At 54.7% G+C, this 17,461-nt stretch carries 15 protein-coding genes; 12 read left to right on the forward strand and 3 right to left on the reverse strand.

Annotation, left to right across the window (positions count from 1 at the left end):
• Window positions 1-150: 150 nt before the first annotated feature.
• From lepA to acpS, 7 genes are all read left to right on the forward strand, one after another.
• Window positions 151-1,950 carry a translation elongation factor 4 gene (gene lepA, locus HHI26_RS09245; RefSeq protein ID WP_133845832.1) on the forward strand — a complete coding sequence of 600 codons (1,800 nt, stop codon included), beginning with the start codon at window positions 151-153 and terminating at the stop codon, window positions 1,948-1,950.
• A 29-nt stretch (window positions 1,951-1,979) separates the two neighbouring features.
• Window positions 1,980-2,915 (forward strand): signal peptidase I, encoded by a 936-nt coding sequence (gene lepB, locus HHI26_RS09250; RefSeq protein WP_133845833.1) that lies wholly within the window; start codon window positions 1,980-1,982, stop codon window positions 2,913-2,915.
• Window positions 2,916-3,055: 140 nt separating this feature from the next.
• Window positions 3,056-3,736, forward strand: a complete 681-nt coding sequence (gene rnc / locus HHI26_RS09255; protein ID WP_133845834.1) for a ribonuclease III — start codon at window positions 3,056-3,058, stop codon at window positions 3,734-3,736.
• Entirely contained in the window at window positions 3,733-4,638 is a 906-nt protein-coding gene (era, locus tag HHI26_RS09260; protein ID WP_133845835.1) for a GTPase Era, read from the forward strand. Before rnc ends, era begins: the two co-directional genes overlap by 4 nt.
• 5 nt (window positions 4,639-4,643) lie before the next feature.
• Window positions 4,644-5,381, forward strand: coding sequence for a DNA repair protein RecO (gene recO, locus HHI26_RS09265; protein ID WP_133845836.1), 738 nt, complete (start codon window positions 4,644-4,646; stop codon window positions 5,379-5,381).
• Between the two features lie 74 nt (window positions 5,382-5,455).
• Complete coding sequence (gene pdxJ, locus HHI26_RS09270; RefSeq protein ID WP_133845837.1) at window positions 5,456-6,187, forward strand: pyridoxine 5'-phosphate synthase; 732 nt, start codon at window positions 5,456-5,458, stop codon at window positions 6,185-6,187.
• The gene (gene acpS, locus HHI26_RS09275; protein ID WP_159338031.1) at window positions 6,187-6,567 is read left to right on the forward strand and encodes a holo-ACP synthase; all 381 of its coding nucleotides are present in this window, start codon (window positions 6,187-6,189) and stop codon (window positions 6,565-6,567) included. Before pdxJ ends, acpS begins: the two co-directional genes overlap by 1 nt.
• On the opposite strand, the gene HHI26_RS09280 is transcribed toward acpS, so the two are convergent.
• Both HHI26_RS09280 and HHI26_RS09285 read right to left on the reverse strand, forming a co-directional pair.
• On the reverse strand, window positions 6,564-6,818 hold the full coding sequence (locus tag HHI26_RS09280; protein ID WP_133845839.1) for a YfhL family 4Fe-4S dicluster ferredoxin: 255 nt from the start codon (window positions 6,816-6,818) through the stop codon (window positions 6,564-6,566). The two genes, acpS and HHI26_RS09280, sit on opposite strands and share 4 nt — an antisense overlap.
• Window positions 6,819-6,876: 58 nt before the next feature.
• Entirely contained in the window at window positions 6,877-7,716 is an 840-nt protein-coding gene (locus tag HHI26_RS09285) for a MurR/RpiR family transcriptional regulator (RefSeq protein ID WP_133845964.1), read from the reverse strand.
• A 187-nt stretch (window positions 7,717-7,903) separates the two neighbouring features.
• On the opposite strand from HHI26_RS09285, the gene murQ reads away from it, so the two are divergent.
• The 4 genes from murQ (at window position 7,904) to tadA (ending at window position 11,375) form a co-directional block, all read left to right on the forward strand.
• A complete protein-coding gene (gene murQ / locus HHI26_RS09290; protein ID WP_171148968.1) occupies window positions 7,904-8,800 on the forward strand; it encodes an N-acetylmuramic acid 6-phosphate etherase in 897 nt (298 codons plus the stop codon).
• A 17-nt stretch (window positions 8,801-8,817) separates the two neighbouring features.
• The gene (locus HHI26_RS09295; RefSeq protein ID WP_171148969.1) at window positions 8,818-10,182 is read left to right on the forward strand and encodes a PTS transporter subunit EIIC; all 1,365 of its coding nucleotides are present in this window, start codon (window positions 8,818-8,820) and stop codon (window positions 10,180-10,182) included.
• A 3-nt stretch (window positions 10,183-10,185) separates the two neighbouring features.
• Window positions 10,186-10,824, forward strand: a complete 639-nt coding sequence (gene yfhb / locus HHI26_RS09300; protein ID WP_133845842.1) for a phosphatidylglycerophosphatase C — start codon at window positions 10,186-10,188, stop codon at window positions 10,822-10,824.
• Between the two features lie 71 nt (window positions 10,825-10,895).
• Window positions 10,896-11,375, forward strand: a complete 480-nt coding sequence (tadA, locus tag HHI26_RS09305) for a tRNA adenosine(34) deaminase TadA (protein WP_133845843.1) — start codon at window positions 10,896-10,898, stop codon at window positions 11,373-11,375.
• A gap of 43 nt (window positions 11,376-11,418) precedes the next feature.
• On the opposite strand, the gene mltF is transcribed toward tadA, so the two are convergent.
• Window positions 11,419-12,876 carry a membrane-bound lytic murein transglycosylase MltF gene (mltF, locus tag HHI26_RS09310; protein ID WP_133845844.1) on the reverse strand — a complete coding sequence of 486 codons (1,458 nt, stop codon included), beginning with the start codon at window positions 12,874-12,876 and terminating at the stop codon, window positions 11,419-11,421.
• A gap of 270 nt (window positions 12,877-13,146) precedes the next feature.
• On the opposite strand from mltF, the gene purL reads away from it, so the two are divergent.
• Window positions 13,147-17,031, forward strand: coding sequence for a phosphoribosylformylglycinamidine synthase (gene purL / locus HHI26_RS09315; protein ID WP_171148970.1), 3,885 nt, complete (start codon window positions 13,147-13,149; stop codon window positions 17,029-17,031).
• Window positions 17,032-17,461 lie beyond the last annotated feature (430 nt).

A 17,461-nucleotide genomic window follows, 5' to 3' on the forward strand; every position in this document is an offset into this window, starting at 1 on the left:
CATGCGTTTTTGCCTGACCGTGAAGATTCCACCCCTTTGATATGTAGTGTAGAATGCTGCCTTTCGGGCCAGTGTTCGCCTGTGATATCACGCTCTCCTGACTTCGCATCGCGAGAGTTCCAGAATTTGTAAGGCAGAAAAATCTCAATAATGAAGCACATAAGAAACTTTTCTATCATCGCCCACATCGACCATGGCAAATCAACGCTTTCTGACCGTCTGATCCAGATTTGTGGTGGATTGTCTGAACGTGAAATGGCTGCGCAGGTTCTGGATTCTATGGATTTGGAACGCGAGCGCGGTATTACCATTAAAGCGCAAAGCGTTACCCTCGATTACCATTCGCCAGATGGTAAAACTTACCAGCTCAATTTTATCGACACCCCAGGTCACGTAGACTTCTCGTATGAAGTTTCACGCTCTCTGGCCGCCTGCGAAGGTGCATTGCTGGTGGTAGATGCCGGGCAAGGCGTAGAAGCCCAGACCCTGGCAAACTGCTACACCGCAATGGAAATGGAACTGGAAGTCGTACCTGTATTGAATAAGATCGATTTACCTGCTGCCGATCCCGATCGTGTTGCCCAGGAAATTGAAGACATCGTCGGCATTGATGCCACCGATGCCGTGCGCTGCTCGGCAAAAACGGGTATTGGTGTGCCTGACGTGCTTGAACGTCTGGTCCGTGATATCCCGCCACCACAGGGTGACCCGGATGGCCCGCTGCAGGCGTTGATTATTGACTCCTGGTTCGACAACTACCTTGGCGTCGTCTCTCTGGTGCGTATTAAAAACGGCACCATGCGCAAAGGCGAAAAAATTAAGGTGATGAGCACTGGTCAGACGTACAATGCTGACCGTCTGGGCATCTTCACCCCGAAACGCGTTGATACCGATGTCCTGAACTGCGGCGAAGTCGGCTGGTTGGTCTGTGCGATCAAAGACATCCTCGGCGCACCAGTAGGGGATACCCTGACGCTGGCTCGTCACCCGGCAGACAAAGCACTGCCTGGTTTCAAAAAGGTTAAACCTCAGGTTTATGCCGGTCTGTTCCCGATCAGCTCTGATGATTATGAAGCCTTCCGCGATGCGCTCGGTAAACTGAGCCTGAACGATGCGTCTCTGTTCTATGAACCAGAAAGCTCTACCGCGCTGGGCTTTGGTTTCCGCTGTGGCTTCCTTGGTTTGCTGCACATGGAGATCATCCAGGAACGTCTGGAGCGTGAATACGACCTTGAGCTGATCACTACCGCGCCGACGGTGGTTTATGAAGTCGTCACAACGGACAATCAGACCATTTACGTTGATAGCCCGGGCAAACTGCCACCGCTGAACAACATCGAAGAATTGCGTGAGCCGATTGCAGAGTGTCATATGCTGTTGCCGCAGGAGTTCCTCGGTAACGTGATCACGCTGTGTATTGAGAAGCGTGGCGTGCAGACCAACATGGTTTACCACGGTAATCAGGTTGCGCTGACGTATGAAATTCCGATGGCGGAAGTGGTGCTCGATTTCTTCGACCGTCTGAAATCCACCTCTCGCGGTTATGCGTCACTGGATTACAACTTCAAACGTTTCCAGGCATCGAACATGGTGCGCGTAGATGTGTTGATCAACTCCGAGCGCGTGGATGCGCTGGCGCTGATTACGCACAATGATAACGCGCCGTACCGTGGCCGTGATCTGGTTGAGAAGATGAAAGAATTAATCCCGCGTCAGCAGTTTGATATTGCGATTCAGGCGGCGATTGGTAACCACATTATCGCCCGTTCTACGGTTAAACAGTTGCGCAAAAACGTCCTTGCCAAATGTTATGGCGGTGACGTCAGCCGTAAGAAAAAGCTGCTGCAGAAACAGAAAGACGGTAAGAAACGCATGAAACAGGTCGGTAACGTTGAGTTACCGCAGGAAGCGTTCCTTGCCATCCTCCACGTGGGTAAAGACAGTAAATAAGCCCGGCTTCGGGCTTCGAGGGAACTGGAATGGCTAATATGTTCGCCCTGATTTTGGCGATAGCAACGCTGATTACCGGCATTGTCTGGTGTATCGACAAATATAAATGGGCACCGGCCCGGCGTGCGAAACGTGCTGCCGCGCAGGCACAAGGTATCGAAGCCACCAAGGCAGACAAACAGCCAGGTTGGGTAGAAACAACGGCTTCGGTTTTCCCGGTGCTGTTCGTGGTGTTTGTGGTGCGTTCGTTTATTTATGAGCCGTTCCAGATCCCGTCAGGTTCAATGATGCCGACGCTGTTAATCGGTGATTTTATCCTAGTGGAGAAATATGCCTACGGCATTAAAGATCCGATTACCCAAACGACGCTGATCGAAACGGGTCATCCGAAGCGTGGCGATATCGCGGTGTTCAAATACCCGAAAGATCCCAGCATGGATTACATCAAGCGTGTCATCGGGTTGCCGGGCGATCGGGTGACTTACGATCCGCTGAGCAAAACCGTGTCGATTCAGCAGACATCTACTGCGCTGCCCGTCACTTACTCGGATGTTGAAGAGAGTGACTTCATTCAGACCTTCAGCGGTTTCAGTGGTAATGAACTGGGCAACGGGTTCTTCCAGAAGCCGAAAGGTGAAACGATGCAGGGTGGCGTGCGTTTAGCCACCCGCAACGAGACGCTGGGGGATGTCACTCACCGTATTTTACTGATTGCACAGGCACCGAGCCAGCCAGGCTCTTACTACCAGCAGGCAGGTCAGCCGCAGTCCACCTGGGTCGTGCCTGAAGGCATGTACTTTATGATGGGCGATAACCGTGATAACAGTGCTGACAGCCGTTACTGGGGCTTTGTTCCTGAGCGTAATCTGGTGGGTAAAGCGACCGCAATCTGGATGAGCTTTGATAAGCAGGAAGGCCAATGGCCAACCGGCGTTCGCCTGAGTCGTATCGGCGGCATTCATTAATGATCGCCTGCGGGCGACATTAGCAAAGGGTGGTCTGCCAGGTTTGGCAGGCCACTGCACACGAAACAGATCGTGTTGGTGTTCAGGCTCAGCCCTGTTCCGTGTGCAGGATAATTGACGCATTAAGAAATTGGTAACGCATGAACCCCATCGTAATTAACAAGCTTCAACGAAAGCTGGGCTACACTTTTACCCATCAGGAATTGTTACAGCAGGCGCTGACTCACCGTAGTGCCAGCAGTAAACACAACGAAAGACTGGAATTCCTGGGCGACTCTATTCTGAGCTACGTGATTGCTAATGCCCTTTATCAGCGCTTCCCGCGCGTGGATGAAGGTGACATGAGCCGTATGCGTGCCACGCTGGTTCGCGGCAACACGCTGGCAGAGATGGCACGGGAATTTGACCTTGGCGAGTGTCTGCGCCTTGGGCCGGGTGAACTGAAAAGCGGCGGCTACCGCCGTGAATCGATTCTGGCTGACACCGTAGAAGCGCTGATTGGCGGGGTATTCCTCGACAGCGACATTCAGTCGGTGGAACAACTCATCCTGAGCTGGTACGCCAGCCGTCTTGATGAGATCAGCCCGGGCGATAAACAAAAGGATCCAAAAACGCGTCTGCAGGAGTTCTTGCAGGGTCGTCATCTGCCGTTACCATCCTATCTGGTGGTACAGGTTCGGGGCGAAGCGCACGATCAGGAATTTACTATTCACTGTCAGGTAAGCGGCATGGCAGAACCGGTTGTGGGAACCGGATCCAGCCGTCGCAAAGCTGAACAGGCAGCAGCCGAACAGGCGCTGATTAAGCTGGGAATTGAATGAGCGAACAAACTACCCATTGCGGCTTTATTGCTATTGTAGGCCGTCCGAACGTTGGTAAATCTACCTTACTGAACCAGTTACTGGGACAGAAGATTTCCATCACCTCGCGTAAGCCACAAACCACGCGTCACCGCATTATGGGCATCCATACCGAAGGGGATTATCAGGCGATCTATGTCGATACCCCGGGCCTGCATATGGAAGAAAAACGGGCGATCAACCGCCTGATGAACCGTGCTGCCAGCAGCTCGATCGGTGATGTTGAAATTGTGATCTTCGTTGTTGAAGGGACCAAGTGGACCGCCGACGATGAGATGGTACTGAATAAGCTGAAAGACGGCAAAGTACCGGTGCTGTTAGCGATCAACAAGGTCGACAACCTCACAGACAAAAGTATTCTACTGCCACACCTGCAATTCCTGGGTCAGCAGATGAACTTTATGGATGTGGTGCCGATCTCAGCCGAAAAAGGCACCAATGTTGATACTATCGCCAGCATCGTCCGTAAGCGCCTGCCGGAAGCGGAACACCATTTCCCGGAAGACTACATCACCGATCGTTCCCAGCGCTTTATGGCGTCTGAAATTATCCGTGAAAAACTGATGCGCTTCCTCGGTGCCGAACTGCCGTACTCCGTCACGGTTGAGATCGAACAGTTCCTGACGAACGAGCGTGGTGGTCTGACGATCAATGGTCTGATTCTGGTCGAACGTGAAGGCCAGAAGAAAATGGTGATCGGTAACAAAGGCGCCAAAATTAAAGTCATCGGTACGGAAGCTCGCCGTGATATGGAAGAGATGTTTGAGGCGAAAGTCCACCTTGAACTGTGGGTGAAAGTGAAGTCCGGCTGGGCGGATGATGAACGCGCCTTACGCAGCCTGGGCTATACCGACGACCTCTGATACTGATGGATGGCTGGCAACGCGCATTTGTCCTGCATGGACGTCCCTGGAGCGAAACCAGCCTGCTGCTTGACCTGTTCTCTGAACAGCATGGCAGGGTACGGGTGCTGGCTAAAGGCGCCCGTTCCAAGCGCTCAAGTCTGAAGGGCGCGTTGCAACCCTTCACGCCGCTGCTGGTACGCTGGGGCGGCCGTGGCGAGGTGAAAACCCTGCGCGGCGCTGAACCTGTGTCGCTGGCGCTTCCTCTCAGCGGTACAACGCTCTACTGCGGCCTCTACGTCAATGAACTTCTTTCGCGCGTGCTGGAAGATGAAACCCCCTTTAGCGAGCTTTTCTTCGACTACCTGCACTGTATTCAGGCGCTGGCGGCTGACGCCGGGTCACCCGAACCTGCACTCAGGCGTTTTGAACTGGCTATGCTGGGTCATCTTGGTTATGGCGTCGATTTTCTTCACTGCGCAGGCAGCGGCGAAGAAGTCGCCGATGGCATGACGTACAGTTATCGTGAAGAGAAGGGGTTTATTGCCAGTCTTGTGGTCGGGCATCGCAGTTTTACCGGTCGCCATTTACGCGCACTGTATCTGCGCGAATTCCCGGATGCAGACACCCTGCGCGCAGCCAAACGTTTTACCCGCATTGCCCTTAAACCTTATCTGGGGGGCAAACCGCTAAAGAGCACGGAACTGTTTCGCCAGTTTTTGCCGAGAAAACGACCAGATGCAGCCCTTCCTGGTGATGAATAGCCACGGGTAATATCCCTGCGTGCCGTGAACGTTGTACACTCCCTAAAACCTTTCGCGATCTTCAGAGGACTATCATGGCAGAGCTGTTGTTGGGCGTTAATATCGATCATGTTGCTACCGTACGTAATGCACGTGGTACGCATTATCCGGATCCGGTACAGGCGGCATTTGTCTCTGAGCAGGCAGGAGCAGACGGTATTACCGTGCATCTGCGTGAAGACCGCCGTCATATCACCGATCGCGATGTGCGCATCCTGCGTCAGACCATCCAGACACGCATGAACCTGGAAATGGCCGTTACGGATGAAATGGTGGACATTGCCTGTGACATCCTGCCGCACTTCTGTTGTCTGGTCCCTGAGAAGCGCGAAGAAGTGACGACCGAAGGTGGGCTGGATGTGGCCGGACAGCAGGACAAAGTGACGGCGGCGGTAAAACGGCTGAATGATGCCGGCATCCTGGTGTCACTGTTTATCGATGCTGACCATCGCCAGATTGATGCCGCTGTTGCTGCCGGTGCACCTTATATCGAGATCCACACCGGTGCTTACGCTGAAGCCGAAGAAGGCACGGCACGCGATGCTGAGCTGGCGCGGATTGCTGAAGCTGCCACCTATGCCGCCGGGAAAGGCCTGAAGGTCAATGCCGGACACGGCCTGACGTACCACAACGTGCAACCGATCGCCGTTCTGCCAGAAATGCACGAGCTGAACATCGGGCATGCCATTATTGGGCGTGCTGTATTTAGCGGTCTGGCTGAGGCAGTGAAAGAGATGAAACTGCTGATGCGTGAAGCACGTCGTTAATGGCAATCCTGGGTCTGGGTACAGATATTGTCGAGATCGCCCGCATTGAAGGGGTGATCTCCCGGTCCGGCGACCGCCTGGCAAAGCGTGTGCTGAGTGATAATGAGTGGGCACAGTACCAGGCACACCAGCAGCCGGTGCGTTTTCTCGCCAAGCGTTTCGCGGTAAAAGAAGCGGCAGCCAAAGCCTTTGGCACCGGGATCCGTGGTGGCCTGGCGTTTAATCAGTTTGAAGTCTATAACGACGAGCTGGGTAAACCCGGACTGCGTTTTTTCCAGCATGCTGAAGAAGTGGCGAAGAAGCTGGGGGTGGCGCACGTGCACGTTACGCTGGCTGATGAACGACACTATGCCTGTGCGACGGTAATTATTGAGAGCTAGCCCGCAGGATGCAGCACCACGAACTTTTCCCACAGTCGGTCATGACTCTCGATATGCAGCGGATCAACGATAATCGTATGATCAATCGGGCACACCTGCTGGCAGGTGGGGGAGTCGTAATGGCCGATGCACTCCGTACAGCGATCGGTATCGATCTCGTAGAATTCATCCCCCATTGAGATCGCTTCGTTAGGGCACTCCGGTTCACACATATCGCAATTGATACATTTTTTGGTGATCAGCAGTGCCATAATTCTCTCAAGTCATTAACAGGATAAAGTGCGCGGGTATTATACGCGCACTCCAGGCTCAAACCAGCTTTTTCACCAGCGCTTCACTGTGGCGAATATGACTGGAAGCACGTTCTGGATCGCGCTGAATCAGCGCCATAAACAGCAGGTCTGTCAGCGCCAACTGCGCAGTGGTTGACGAGATGGCGGCGCTGCGTGTTGTCTGCTCTTCTGCAACGGTATACAGACAGTGGCTGGCCGACTGTTGCAGTGTATTCGGTGTAAAGCCTGTAAAGGCCAGCACGGTGGCACCAATGCGCTGTGCTTCCTGTGCTGCGAGGTTGATTTCGCGGCGTTCACCGGTATAGGAGATAGCCAGTAGCACATCACCCACATCTAGTGCCTGCACGCTGGACAGCAGTGCATGCATATCCTGCTCGGCCACGGCACTGATGCCAATCTTCATTAGCTTCCAGGAAAAATCTTTCGCTACCAGACCTGAAGCACCAATCCCGACCAGCACAATACGCCTTGCCTGCTTCAGCAGACGCAATGTCTCCAGCAGCATCTCTTCACTGTTAATATCCAGCGTAGCGCGAATGGCAGAGCTTTTCTCGGTGAACAGTTTTTCGCCAACCACCTTCAGCGCATCATCGCTGAGAATATGGTTATGCACGGTAATCGCATCTTTCTCGGCCAGCGATTCACTCAGCGCCAGCTTCAGTGCAGGGAACCCTTTATAGCCGAGTTTTTGCGCAAATTTTACCACGCTTGACTGACTGACGCCTGATTCATCCGCCAGCTTTTGTGAACTCAGGTGGCGTGCCCGGTCAGGCTGCGACAGCAGGTAGTCAGCTAACCGACGTTCGTTCAGCGCCAGGCTAGGATAAAGCTGACGGATACGCAGCAATGAACTCATCATTTTTCCTCTTGCGAAATCAGGCCCATCATATTGAATTATCTGTAATGATAACATTCAGCAGGCTAAGTCTAACGCGACATTTAATGGTTTCCATGATTAAGAACGGGAAAATGTGTCGTCGCGTAGAATAAAATATTCATTTATTATAACTTAAGTGCGAATTAAAAATTCAAAAGGAGAAATAATGAATCTCGGTTCACTGGTATCAGAAACGCGTAACCCGGACACATTCGACCTCGACAATCTGTCAACGCTTGAGATGGTGTCTAAATTTAATCAGCAGGATGCGACCGTTGCTGCGGCCGTTGCCCTGACATTACCGCAGGTTGCAATGGCGGTGGATGCGGCCGCTGCTGCGCTCACCGCGGGCGGCCGCCTGATTTATATGGGGGCGGGCACCAGCGGCCGTCTCGGCGTGCTGGACGCATCCGAATGTCCTCCTACCTTTGGGGTGGCGCATGGCGTTATTGTGGGGCTGATTGCCGGTGGCCCTGGTGCGTTACTCAAGGCGGTGGAAGGAGCGGAAGATAACGAGCAGTTGGGCATCAGCGATTTACAGGCGCTGAATCTGACGGTGAACGACATGGTGGTGGGTATTGCCGCATCTGGCAGAACGCCTTACGTCATTGGCGCGTTGCGGTATGCCCGGCAGTTTGGCTGCCGCACTGCGGCGATCTCCTGTAACCCGTACTCACCGATCGCACACGAAGCAGAGATTGCTATTTCACCGGTTGTCGGGCCTGAGGCGCTGACCGGGTCGACCCGTCTCAAGTCCGGTACCGCACAGAAGCTGGTATTGAATATGCTCTCTACTGGCGCCATGGTGAAAATCGGTAAGGTGTACCAGAACCTGATGGTGGATATGCAGGCGACCAATATCAAACTGGTCGATCGTGCGCGGCGTATGGTGTGTGAGGCGACGGGCTGCGATGCAGAACAGGCCGAAACAGCCTTGCTGCAGGTGCACTACGAAGTTAAGACGGCCATTTTAATGATCCTGGCGGATCTCCCGGCCGAGCAGGCAAAGCAGCGGCTGACACAGCATAAAGGATTTTTACGCGCGGCACTTTCTAACGAATAACGGAAAAAGGATCCCTCATGGACAAATCCACCCGGCTGGCACAGGCGCTGTTACAGGGCATTGGCGGAGCTGCCAATATTGCCCGACTGGAAAACTGTATGACGCGGGTACGCGTTGAAGTCATTGATGAGAGCAAACTGGCGCTGGATAACCTGCGTCAGCTGGAGGGGATAAAAGGGTACGTGAAGCAGGGAAGTCAGCACCAGTTTATCGCAGGTCCCGGAGCGGCAGCAAAAGTGACGGACGCGATGCGCAACCTCATCTCACCCGCAGGCGTTATCGCGGCGGGCGACACTGTGCAGCAGAACAAGGCACAGGCGAAAGCGAAATATCGTGCGCCGCTGAGTGATGCATTACGTCAGTTGGCGAATGTGTTTATCCCGCTGATCCCGGCATTTATTGCCTCCGGTTTGATCACCGGGCTGATCAATATCATCAAACGTCCGGATATCGTGGGGAATATTGCTACGCAGTACCCTAATCTGATCGGTCTGGCCGCGATCTTCGGCAGTGCCGTTTTCACGATAATGAATATTCTGGTTGGGGTGAATACCGCCAAAGTTTTTGGCGGTTCCACCGCGCTGGGTGGCGTGATGGCGGGCATTCTCTCCAGCCCCGCACTGGCGCAGATCACGTTATTTGGTGAGCCGCTACAACCGGGGCGCGGTGGGGTAATAGCGGTTCTGCTGGTGGTGGTACTGATGTGCTGGATTGAAAAACGTCTGCGCCAGCGTCTGCCCGAATCGCTGGAGCTGATCCTCAACCCACTTCTGACTACACTTATTACTGCGTCACTGGCTATTGTACTGTTACAGCCTGTCGGTGGGATGATCTCTGATACGATTGCCCATGGGGCGATACTGGCGATCGACCGCGGTGGTGTGCTGGTCGGTGCCTTGTTGGCCGGAACCTTTCTGCCACTGGTGCTGACCGGTTTGCATCAGGGACTGGTGCCGATCCACGTTGAACTGGTTCAGGCGCACGGTGCGAATGCGCTGCTGCCGATCCTGGCCATGGCCGGGGTAGGGCAGATTGGCGCATCGCTGGCGGTACTACTCAAAACACGTAACGCAAGGCTGAAAAAACTGGTCAAAGGTGCACTGCCGGTAGGTATTCTTGGGATTGGCGAACCGTTGATTTTTGGTGTCACCCTGCCGCTGGGGCGCCCGTTTATTGCCGCCTGCCTCGGCGGCGCCGTTGGCGGAGCGGTCATTAGCTATGCTAAGGTCGCCACGTTGATTACGTTTGGCCTTTCCGGGCTGCCACTGGCACTGACGATTGTGGCCGGTAAGGTCATGATGTATCTGGCAGGCTGGTTGACCGCAGTTATCTGTGGTTTCCTGTTTGCCTGGTTTATGGGCTTCAATGACCCTGAGGAGTAAGGTTTGACAACCAGTCGGGAACGACGCGTGGTATTTTTTGACCTTGATGGCACCCTGCACCAGCAGGATATGTTTGGCACTTTTATGCGCTGGCTATTGTGGCGTCAGCCGCTCAATTTATTGCTGGTGGTGCCACTGCTGCCGGTGACAGGGCTTGGGTTGCTGATTAAAGGTCGTGCGGCGCGCTGGCCGATGAGCCTGCTGCTATGGTCGATTACGTTTGGCCGCAGTGAAGCGCGTCTGGCAGAACGAGAGCAGCAGTTTGCCCATTGGTTCCGCCAGCGAGTGACCGCATTTCCCGTAGTGCAGCAGCGGCTGACAGATTATCTCAGCAGTGAAGATGCCGATGTCTGGCTGATAACCGGTTCACCGCAGCCGCTGGTCGAACAGGTCTATTTTGACTCCGCATTTTTGCCGCGCGTCAAATTGATCGCCAGCCAGATGTCACGCGCTTATGGTGGCCGGGTACTCTCGATGCGCTGCCTCGGCCATGAAAAGGTCGCGCAGCTGGAAGAGCAAATTGGCACGCCGTTACAACTTTACAGCGGTTACAGCGACAGCAAGCAGGATAACCCACTGCTGTTTTTCTGCCAGCATCGTTTCCGAGTGACACCTGTAGGTGAGTTACAACAGTTGGAATAAGCGTCTGGCAGGATAGTCTCTCCGCGACATTTAACGCTATAATGCCGCGCTTTTTTTTGCTGGAGACTCAGGTGACCGACATTAACGATGAATTCTGGATGCGCCACGCGCTTCAACTGGCTCAGCGCGCCTGGGACGAGGGCGAAGTGCCGGTGGGTGCCGTTCTGGTGCATGAAGGAAGGGTGATTGGTGAAGGCTGGAACCGCCCGATTGGTCACCATGACCCAACGGCGCATGCCGAAATGATGGCAATACGTCAGGGCGGCAAAGTCATTGAAAATTACCGCCTGCTGGATACCACACTGTACGTCACGCTGGAACCCTGCGTGATGTGCGCGGGGGCGATGGTACACGGTCGTATTGGACGTCTGGTCTTTGGCGCGCGAGATGCAAAAACCGGGGCAGCCGGTTCGCTGCTTGATGTGCTGCGACACCCGGGGATGAATCATCAGGTGCAGATTGAGCAGGGGGTCCTTGCTGAAGAGTGTGCTGCGCTGCTGAGTGAATTTTTCCGCCAGCGGCGTGCCGAAAAGAAGGCCCAGCGCCCGTAGGGACGGACCTTCTTTTTTCGGTCCGCCTGTCTGAGCTGAGTCATCAGTTCAATGCGATTTTCGCTTCAACCGTTGGATAGCCGTTACCCAGTTCGGCTTCCGTTGCCGCCTGTTGTGCCAGCTTTCTTTCCTGATCCTGCAAATAGCCGACAAGGCTTATCTGGTATTTGCGGATATTTTCCACATAGGCATAGGCTTCATGGCCGCGGGCATAGCCGTAACTGGTCTGGCTGTAATAGCGTTTCTGGCTGAGCATCGGCAGGCGAATCTTCACGTCGGCCCAGCTATCCGGATTACCCTTCTGTTTATCCGTCAGTTTACGCGCGTCCAGCATATGGGCGTAACCCATGTTATACGCCGCCAGAGCAAACCAGATGCGTTCGTCTTCAGGGATCGTTGGCGGTACCTTTTCCATCATACGCACCAGATACTCACTGCCGCCACGAATGCTCTGTTCCGGATCGGTCCTGTCACTGACATTCAGGCTATCCGCAGTATTGCGCGTCAGCATCATCAGGCCACGCACGCCAGTCGGGGATGTGGCCTGTGGGTTCCAGTGGGACTCCTGGTAAGAGATGGCTGCCAGTAAACGCCAGTCAATAACCTGCGCGTACTTCTCGAAAAGTGGCTGGAAGTCTGGCAGCGTTCCGTCAATGGCACGCAGAAAGGTGCGAGTATCGACATAATCGAACGTGCCGACGTGCCCCAGGTACTTCTCATCCAGACGGGCCATTGCGCCTTCTTCGCCCATCTGATTAAAGAAGTCGAGTAGCGCGGCATTCATGCTGTCATCCTGTTCACGCTGGACATACCAGGTGACCGGCTCTTCATCCGTGATATCAAAAGCCACTGCCAGCTGTGGATGGATGCGCTGCATCAGCGCGATAGTGACGGAATCGCCCACGGTATAGTCGAGTTTGCCATCGGCCACGGCTTCCAGCAGGCCCTGAGGCGTTTGATCGGTCGAGATCGCCCAGTCAAGATCGGGGTACTGATGCGCTTTCATTTCACGCAGGGTCGACAGATAAGCCGATCCTGACGCCGCCGTCAGGCGCCCCTTCAGATCGCCCAAATTTTTCGGCCGTGGTGCGCCGATACGGTACACCAGCTGTTGTGAAACAGAATAGTAAGACGGACCCGCACGAAAACGCGCCAGTCGTTCATTATTGTAAATTAACCCTGCCGCCAGCATGTCGGCTTTATCATCTTCGAGGTCATCAAACAGATCGCCCAGGTTCGGACGCACGGTGATTTCCAGCTTAACCCCTAAATAATCGGCGAAGCGCTTCGCCAGCTCATAGTCCATACCCGCTGGGGATTGATTGACTGTGTAGTAAGTCAGCGGAGAATTTATGGTGCTGATACGCAGCACTCCCCGCGATTTTATCTGTGCGATACGGTCGGTCGAACCGCCGTACCACGGTATCGAGGGCCACAGTGCCAGCGCAAGAAGCACGGTGATCAGCCCGACCAGCAGATAATTAAATTTAAGGCGTTTCAAATAGTTATCTCTCGATGGTTCTCAGGTATCTGTCTTCTATGGCAGTATTTATTGTCTATAATTGGTCCTGAGCGTGGGGCATTCTGCTCAACTCCGCGCAGCTCCGCAACTGAAATCCACCTGTTTTGTGCGTTTTTCAGTCAATTCCTTATCGCGATTAATTCTGCGCAAACGGTTTCGTAACCGGTGGGGATTCTCTATAATACCGCCCGTTTTCCCCTGTTGCGCCCAATGAAGCGTCGCCCGGCGCTTCGAGACGAGAGATCTTTAATGATGGAAATTCTGCGTGGTTCGCCCGCTCTGTCGGCATTTCGTATTAACAAACTGCTGACCCGCTTTCAGGATGCTCACCTGCCGGTGAGTGATATTTACGCTGAGTACGTCCATTTTGCCGATGTCAGCGCGCCGCTGAGCGAGGATGAAAAATCCCGTTTGCAGCGTCTGCTGAAATACGGTCCCTCTCTGGCTGAACATACCCCGGAAGGCCGCCTGCTGCTGGTCACTCCGCGTCCCGGCACTATCTCGCCGTGGTCTTCGAAAGCGACAGACATCGCCCACAACTGCGATCTCCCTCAGGTACTGCGTCTTGAGCGCGGCTTGGCCTTCTATGTGAAGGCACCGCAGTTGAGCGAAGCGCAGTGGTCAGAGCTGGCTGCACTGCTGCATGACCGCATGATGGAAACCGTCTTTGCCGATCTGAGCCAGGCCGATGCGCTGTTTGCTCATCATCAGCCTGCACCGCTGCAAAGCGTCGACCTGCTGGGTGAAGGCCGCAACGCGCTGGTTCAGGCCAATATCAAACTGGGCCTGGCACTGGCCGATGACGAAATCGACTACCTGCAGGCGGCGTTTGAAAAACTCGGGCGCAACCCGAACGATATCGAGCTGTATATGTTTGCTCAGGCTAACTCTGAGCACTGCCGTCATAAAATCTTCAACGCCGACTGGGTGATTGATGGCAAAACGCAGCCGAAATCGCTGTTCAAGATGATCAAAAATACCTTCGAGAAAACCCCGGACCATGTGCTGTCAGCGTATAAAGACAATGCGGCCGTTATGGAAGGTTCTCAGGTAGGGCGCTTCTACGCCGATCCACAGGGCCGCTATGATTTCCATCAGGAAGATGCACATATCCTGATGAAGGTTGAAACCCATAACCACCCAACGGCGATTTCTCCGTGGCCGGGTGCGGCGACCGGTTCCGGTGGCGAAATTCGTGATGAAGGCGCAACCGGGCGTGGCGCTAAACCGAAAGCGGGTCTGGTCGGCTTCTCTGTTTCTAACCTGCGTATCCCGGGCTTTGAACAGCCGTGGGAAGAAGATTTCGGTAAGCCGGACCGTATTGTGACGGCACTGGACATCATGACCGAAGGCCCTCTGGGTGGCGCGGCATTTAACAACGAATTTGGTCGTCCGGCGCTGACGGGTTACTTCCGTACCTACGAAGAACGCGTTAACAGCCATAACGGCGAAGAGCTGCGCGGTTACCACAAACCGATCATGTTGGCAGGCGGTATCGGTAACATTCGTGCCGACCACGTGCAGAAAGGTGAAATCACCATTGGTGCCAAGCTGATCGTGCTGGGTGGCCCGGCAATGAACATCGGCCTGGGTGGCGGAGCGGCGTCTTCAATGGCCTCAGGCCAGTCTGACGCGGATCTCGATTTCGCTTCCGTACAGCGCGACAACCCGGAAATGGAACGTCGTTGCCAGGAAGTGATTGACCGCTGCTGGCAGTTGGGTGAAGAGAACCCGATTCTGTTTATCCATGACGTGGGCGCGGGCGGTCTGTCTAACGCCATGCCGGAGCTGGTGAGCGACGGCGAACGTGGCGGTCGTTTCAACCTGCGTGACATCCTTAACGATGAGCCAGGCATGAGCCCGCTGGAAGTGTGGTGTAACGAATCTCAGGAACGTTATGTTCTGGCTGTATCGCCGGATAGCCTGGCGCTGTTTGATGCGCTGTGTAAACGTGAGCGCGCACCGTACGCCGTGATCGGTGAAGCGACCGAAGAGATGCACCTGTCGCTGGCTGACAGCCATTTCGACAACACGCCAATTGATATGCCGCTGGACGTGCTGTTGGGTAAAACCCCGAAAATGACCCGTGACGTGACCACACTGAAAGTGAAAGGTGACGCGCTGGTGCGTGAGGGAATGACTGTTGCAGATGCCGTGAATCGCGTACTGCACCTGCCAACCGTGGCGGAAAAAACCTTCCTGATCACCATCGGTGACCGTTCGGTAACCGGTATGGTTGCCCGTGACCAGATGGTCGGCCCGTGGCAGATCCCGGTAGCGAACTGTGCGGTGACTACCGCCAGCCTCGACAGCTACTACGGTGAAGCGATGTCGCTGGGCGAACGTGCTCCTGTCGCGCTGCTGGATTTTGCGGCCTCCGGTCGTCTGGCCGTCGGCGAAGCACTCACCAACATTGCGGCAACCGACATTGGCCCGCTGACGCGCATCAAGCTGTCAGCCAACTGGATGGCCGCTGCCGGTCACCCGGGTGAAGATGCCGGCCTGTATGAAGCGGTGAAAGCGGTGGGTGAAGAGCTGTGTCCGGCGCTGGGTATCACTATCCCGGTCGGCAAAGACTCTATGTCGATGAAAACCCGCTGGCAACAGGGGAATGAGCAGCGTGAGATGACTTCTCCGCTGTCCCTGGTGATCACCGCATTTGCCCGAGTGGAAGACGTGCGTAAAACCGTCACACCGCAGTTGCAGACCGGTGATAACGCGCTGCTGCTGATCGATCTGGGCAAAGGGGCCAACGCCCTCGGCGCAACGGCGCTGTCACAGGTTTACCGTCAGCTGGGTGATAAGCCTGCCGATGTGCGTGATGTGCAGCAACTGGCTGGCTTCTATAATGCCATCCAGGCGCTGGTGGCCGACGGCAAACTGCTTGCCTACCACGACCGTTCTGACGGCGGCCTGCTGGTCACGCTGGCTGAAATGGCCTTCACGGGTCACTGCGGTGTAGACGTCGACATCGCGGCACTGGGCAGCGATAGCCTGGCTGCCCTGTTTAACGAAGAGCTGGGTGCGGTGATTCAGATCGCAGCGGCCGATCGGGCGGCGGTTGAGCAGGTCTTTGCCTCTCATGGGTTAGCTGACTGTGTGCATGTGCTGGGCCAGGCCGTGGAAGGGGATCGTTTTGTGATCACTTCCGGCGGCTCTGCCGTGTACAGCGAAAGCCGTACCACGCTGCGTACCTGGTGGGCTGAAACCACGTGGCAGATGCAGCGTCTGCGCGATAATCCAATCTGTGCCGATCAGGAACATGACGCGAAGAAAGACGATCGCGATCCGGGCCTCAACGTTGCACTGACCTTTAAGCCACAGGAAGATATTGCTGCGCCTTATATTGCGACCGGTGCACGTCCTAAAGTGGCTGTGCTGCGTGAGCAGGGCGTTAACTCTCATGTTGAAATGGCTGCGGCCTTCCATCGTGCCGGGTTTGATGCGGTAGACGTGCATATGAGCGACCTGCTGGCTGGCCGTCGTGGTCTGGATGACGTGCAGGCGCTGGTTGCCTGCGGCGGCTTCTCTTACGGTGACGTCCTGGGTGCGGGTGAAGGCTGGGCGAAGTCGATTCTGTTTAACGCCCGCGTACGTGACGAATTCGAAACCTTCTTCCACCGTCCACAGACACTGGCTCTGGGCGTCTGTAACGGCTGTCAGATGATGTCTAATCTGCGTGAACTGATTCCGGGCAGTGAAGAGTGGCCACGCTTTGTGCGCAATCAGTCCGAGCGTTTTGAAGCCCGCTTCAGCCTGGTTGAAGTGGCTGCCAGCCCGTCTCTGCTGCTGGACGGCATGGTCGGTTCCCGTATGCCAATCGCCGTATCGCATGGTGAAGGCTTCGTGGAAGTGCGTAATGATGCTCATCTGGCCCAGCTGGAAAACAAAGGTCTTGTGGCGCTACGCTTTGTGGATAACTTTGGCAAAGTGACCCAGCAGTACCCGGCGAACCCGAACGGTTCCCCGAACGGAATCACGGCGGTGACCAATGAAAGCGGTCGCGTGACCATCATGATGCCGCACCCGGAGCGTGTGTTCCGCACGGTCAGCAACTCATGGCACCCGGCAGAATGGGGCGAAGACAGCCCGTGGATGCGTATCTTCCGCAATGCGCGTAAACAACTGGGCTAATCCTCTGCGTTGACGCGATGGTAATAAACCGGCCTGAACGTGTGGCCGGTTTTTTTTCGCCTGTCTTAAAGGGATTAGCAGGGGAGTGTTGCCATTTCACAACAAATTAGATGTGAGTTGTCGTTAAATGGAGACGTTTAATTTATTGATTTTAATGGTAAAAATTAAATTTATCTGTGGGTGTTGTTGTATGGCGACACTTAACCGGACCCGATGGTCAAAATCACCTGCCCGATGAATACTTCCAATGTATAAGGTTTTATTTATTAATGGCTTATAAATTTATTTTCAATGTGGCATGTTAATTGCTATAATCACCTCAGTGGCTCATTCACCTGGTTATGACAGCCCTGCGTAAGCGGACAAGTGCTCATAACACCCAGAATGACGCACAATACGGTGCCTGTCGTCCACCTCACCGATAATCGTT

Origin of the sequence: Erwinia sp. JH02 (assembly GCF_013074405.1) — a bacterium.
In the GTDB taxonomy this organism is placed as follows: domain Bacteria; phylum Pseudomonadota; class Gammaproteobacteria; order Enterobacterales; family Enterobacteriaceae; genus Erwinia; species Erwinia rhapontici.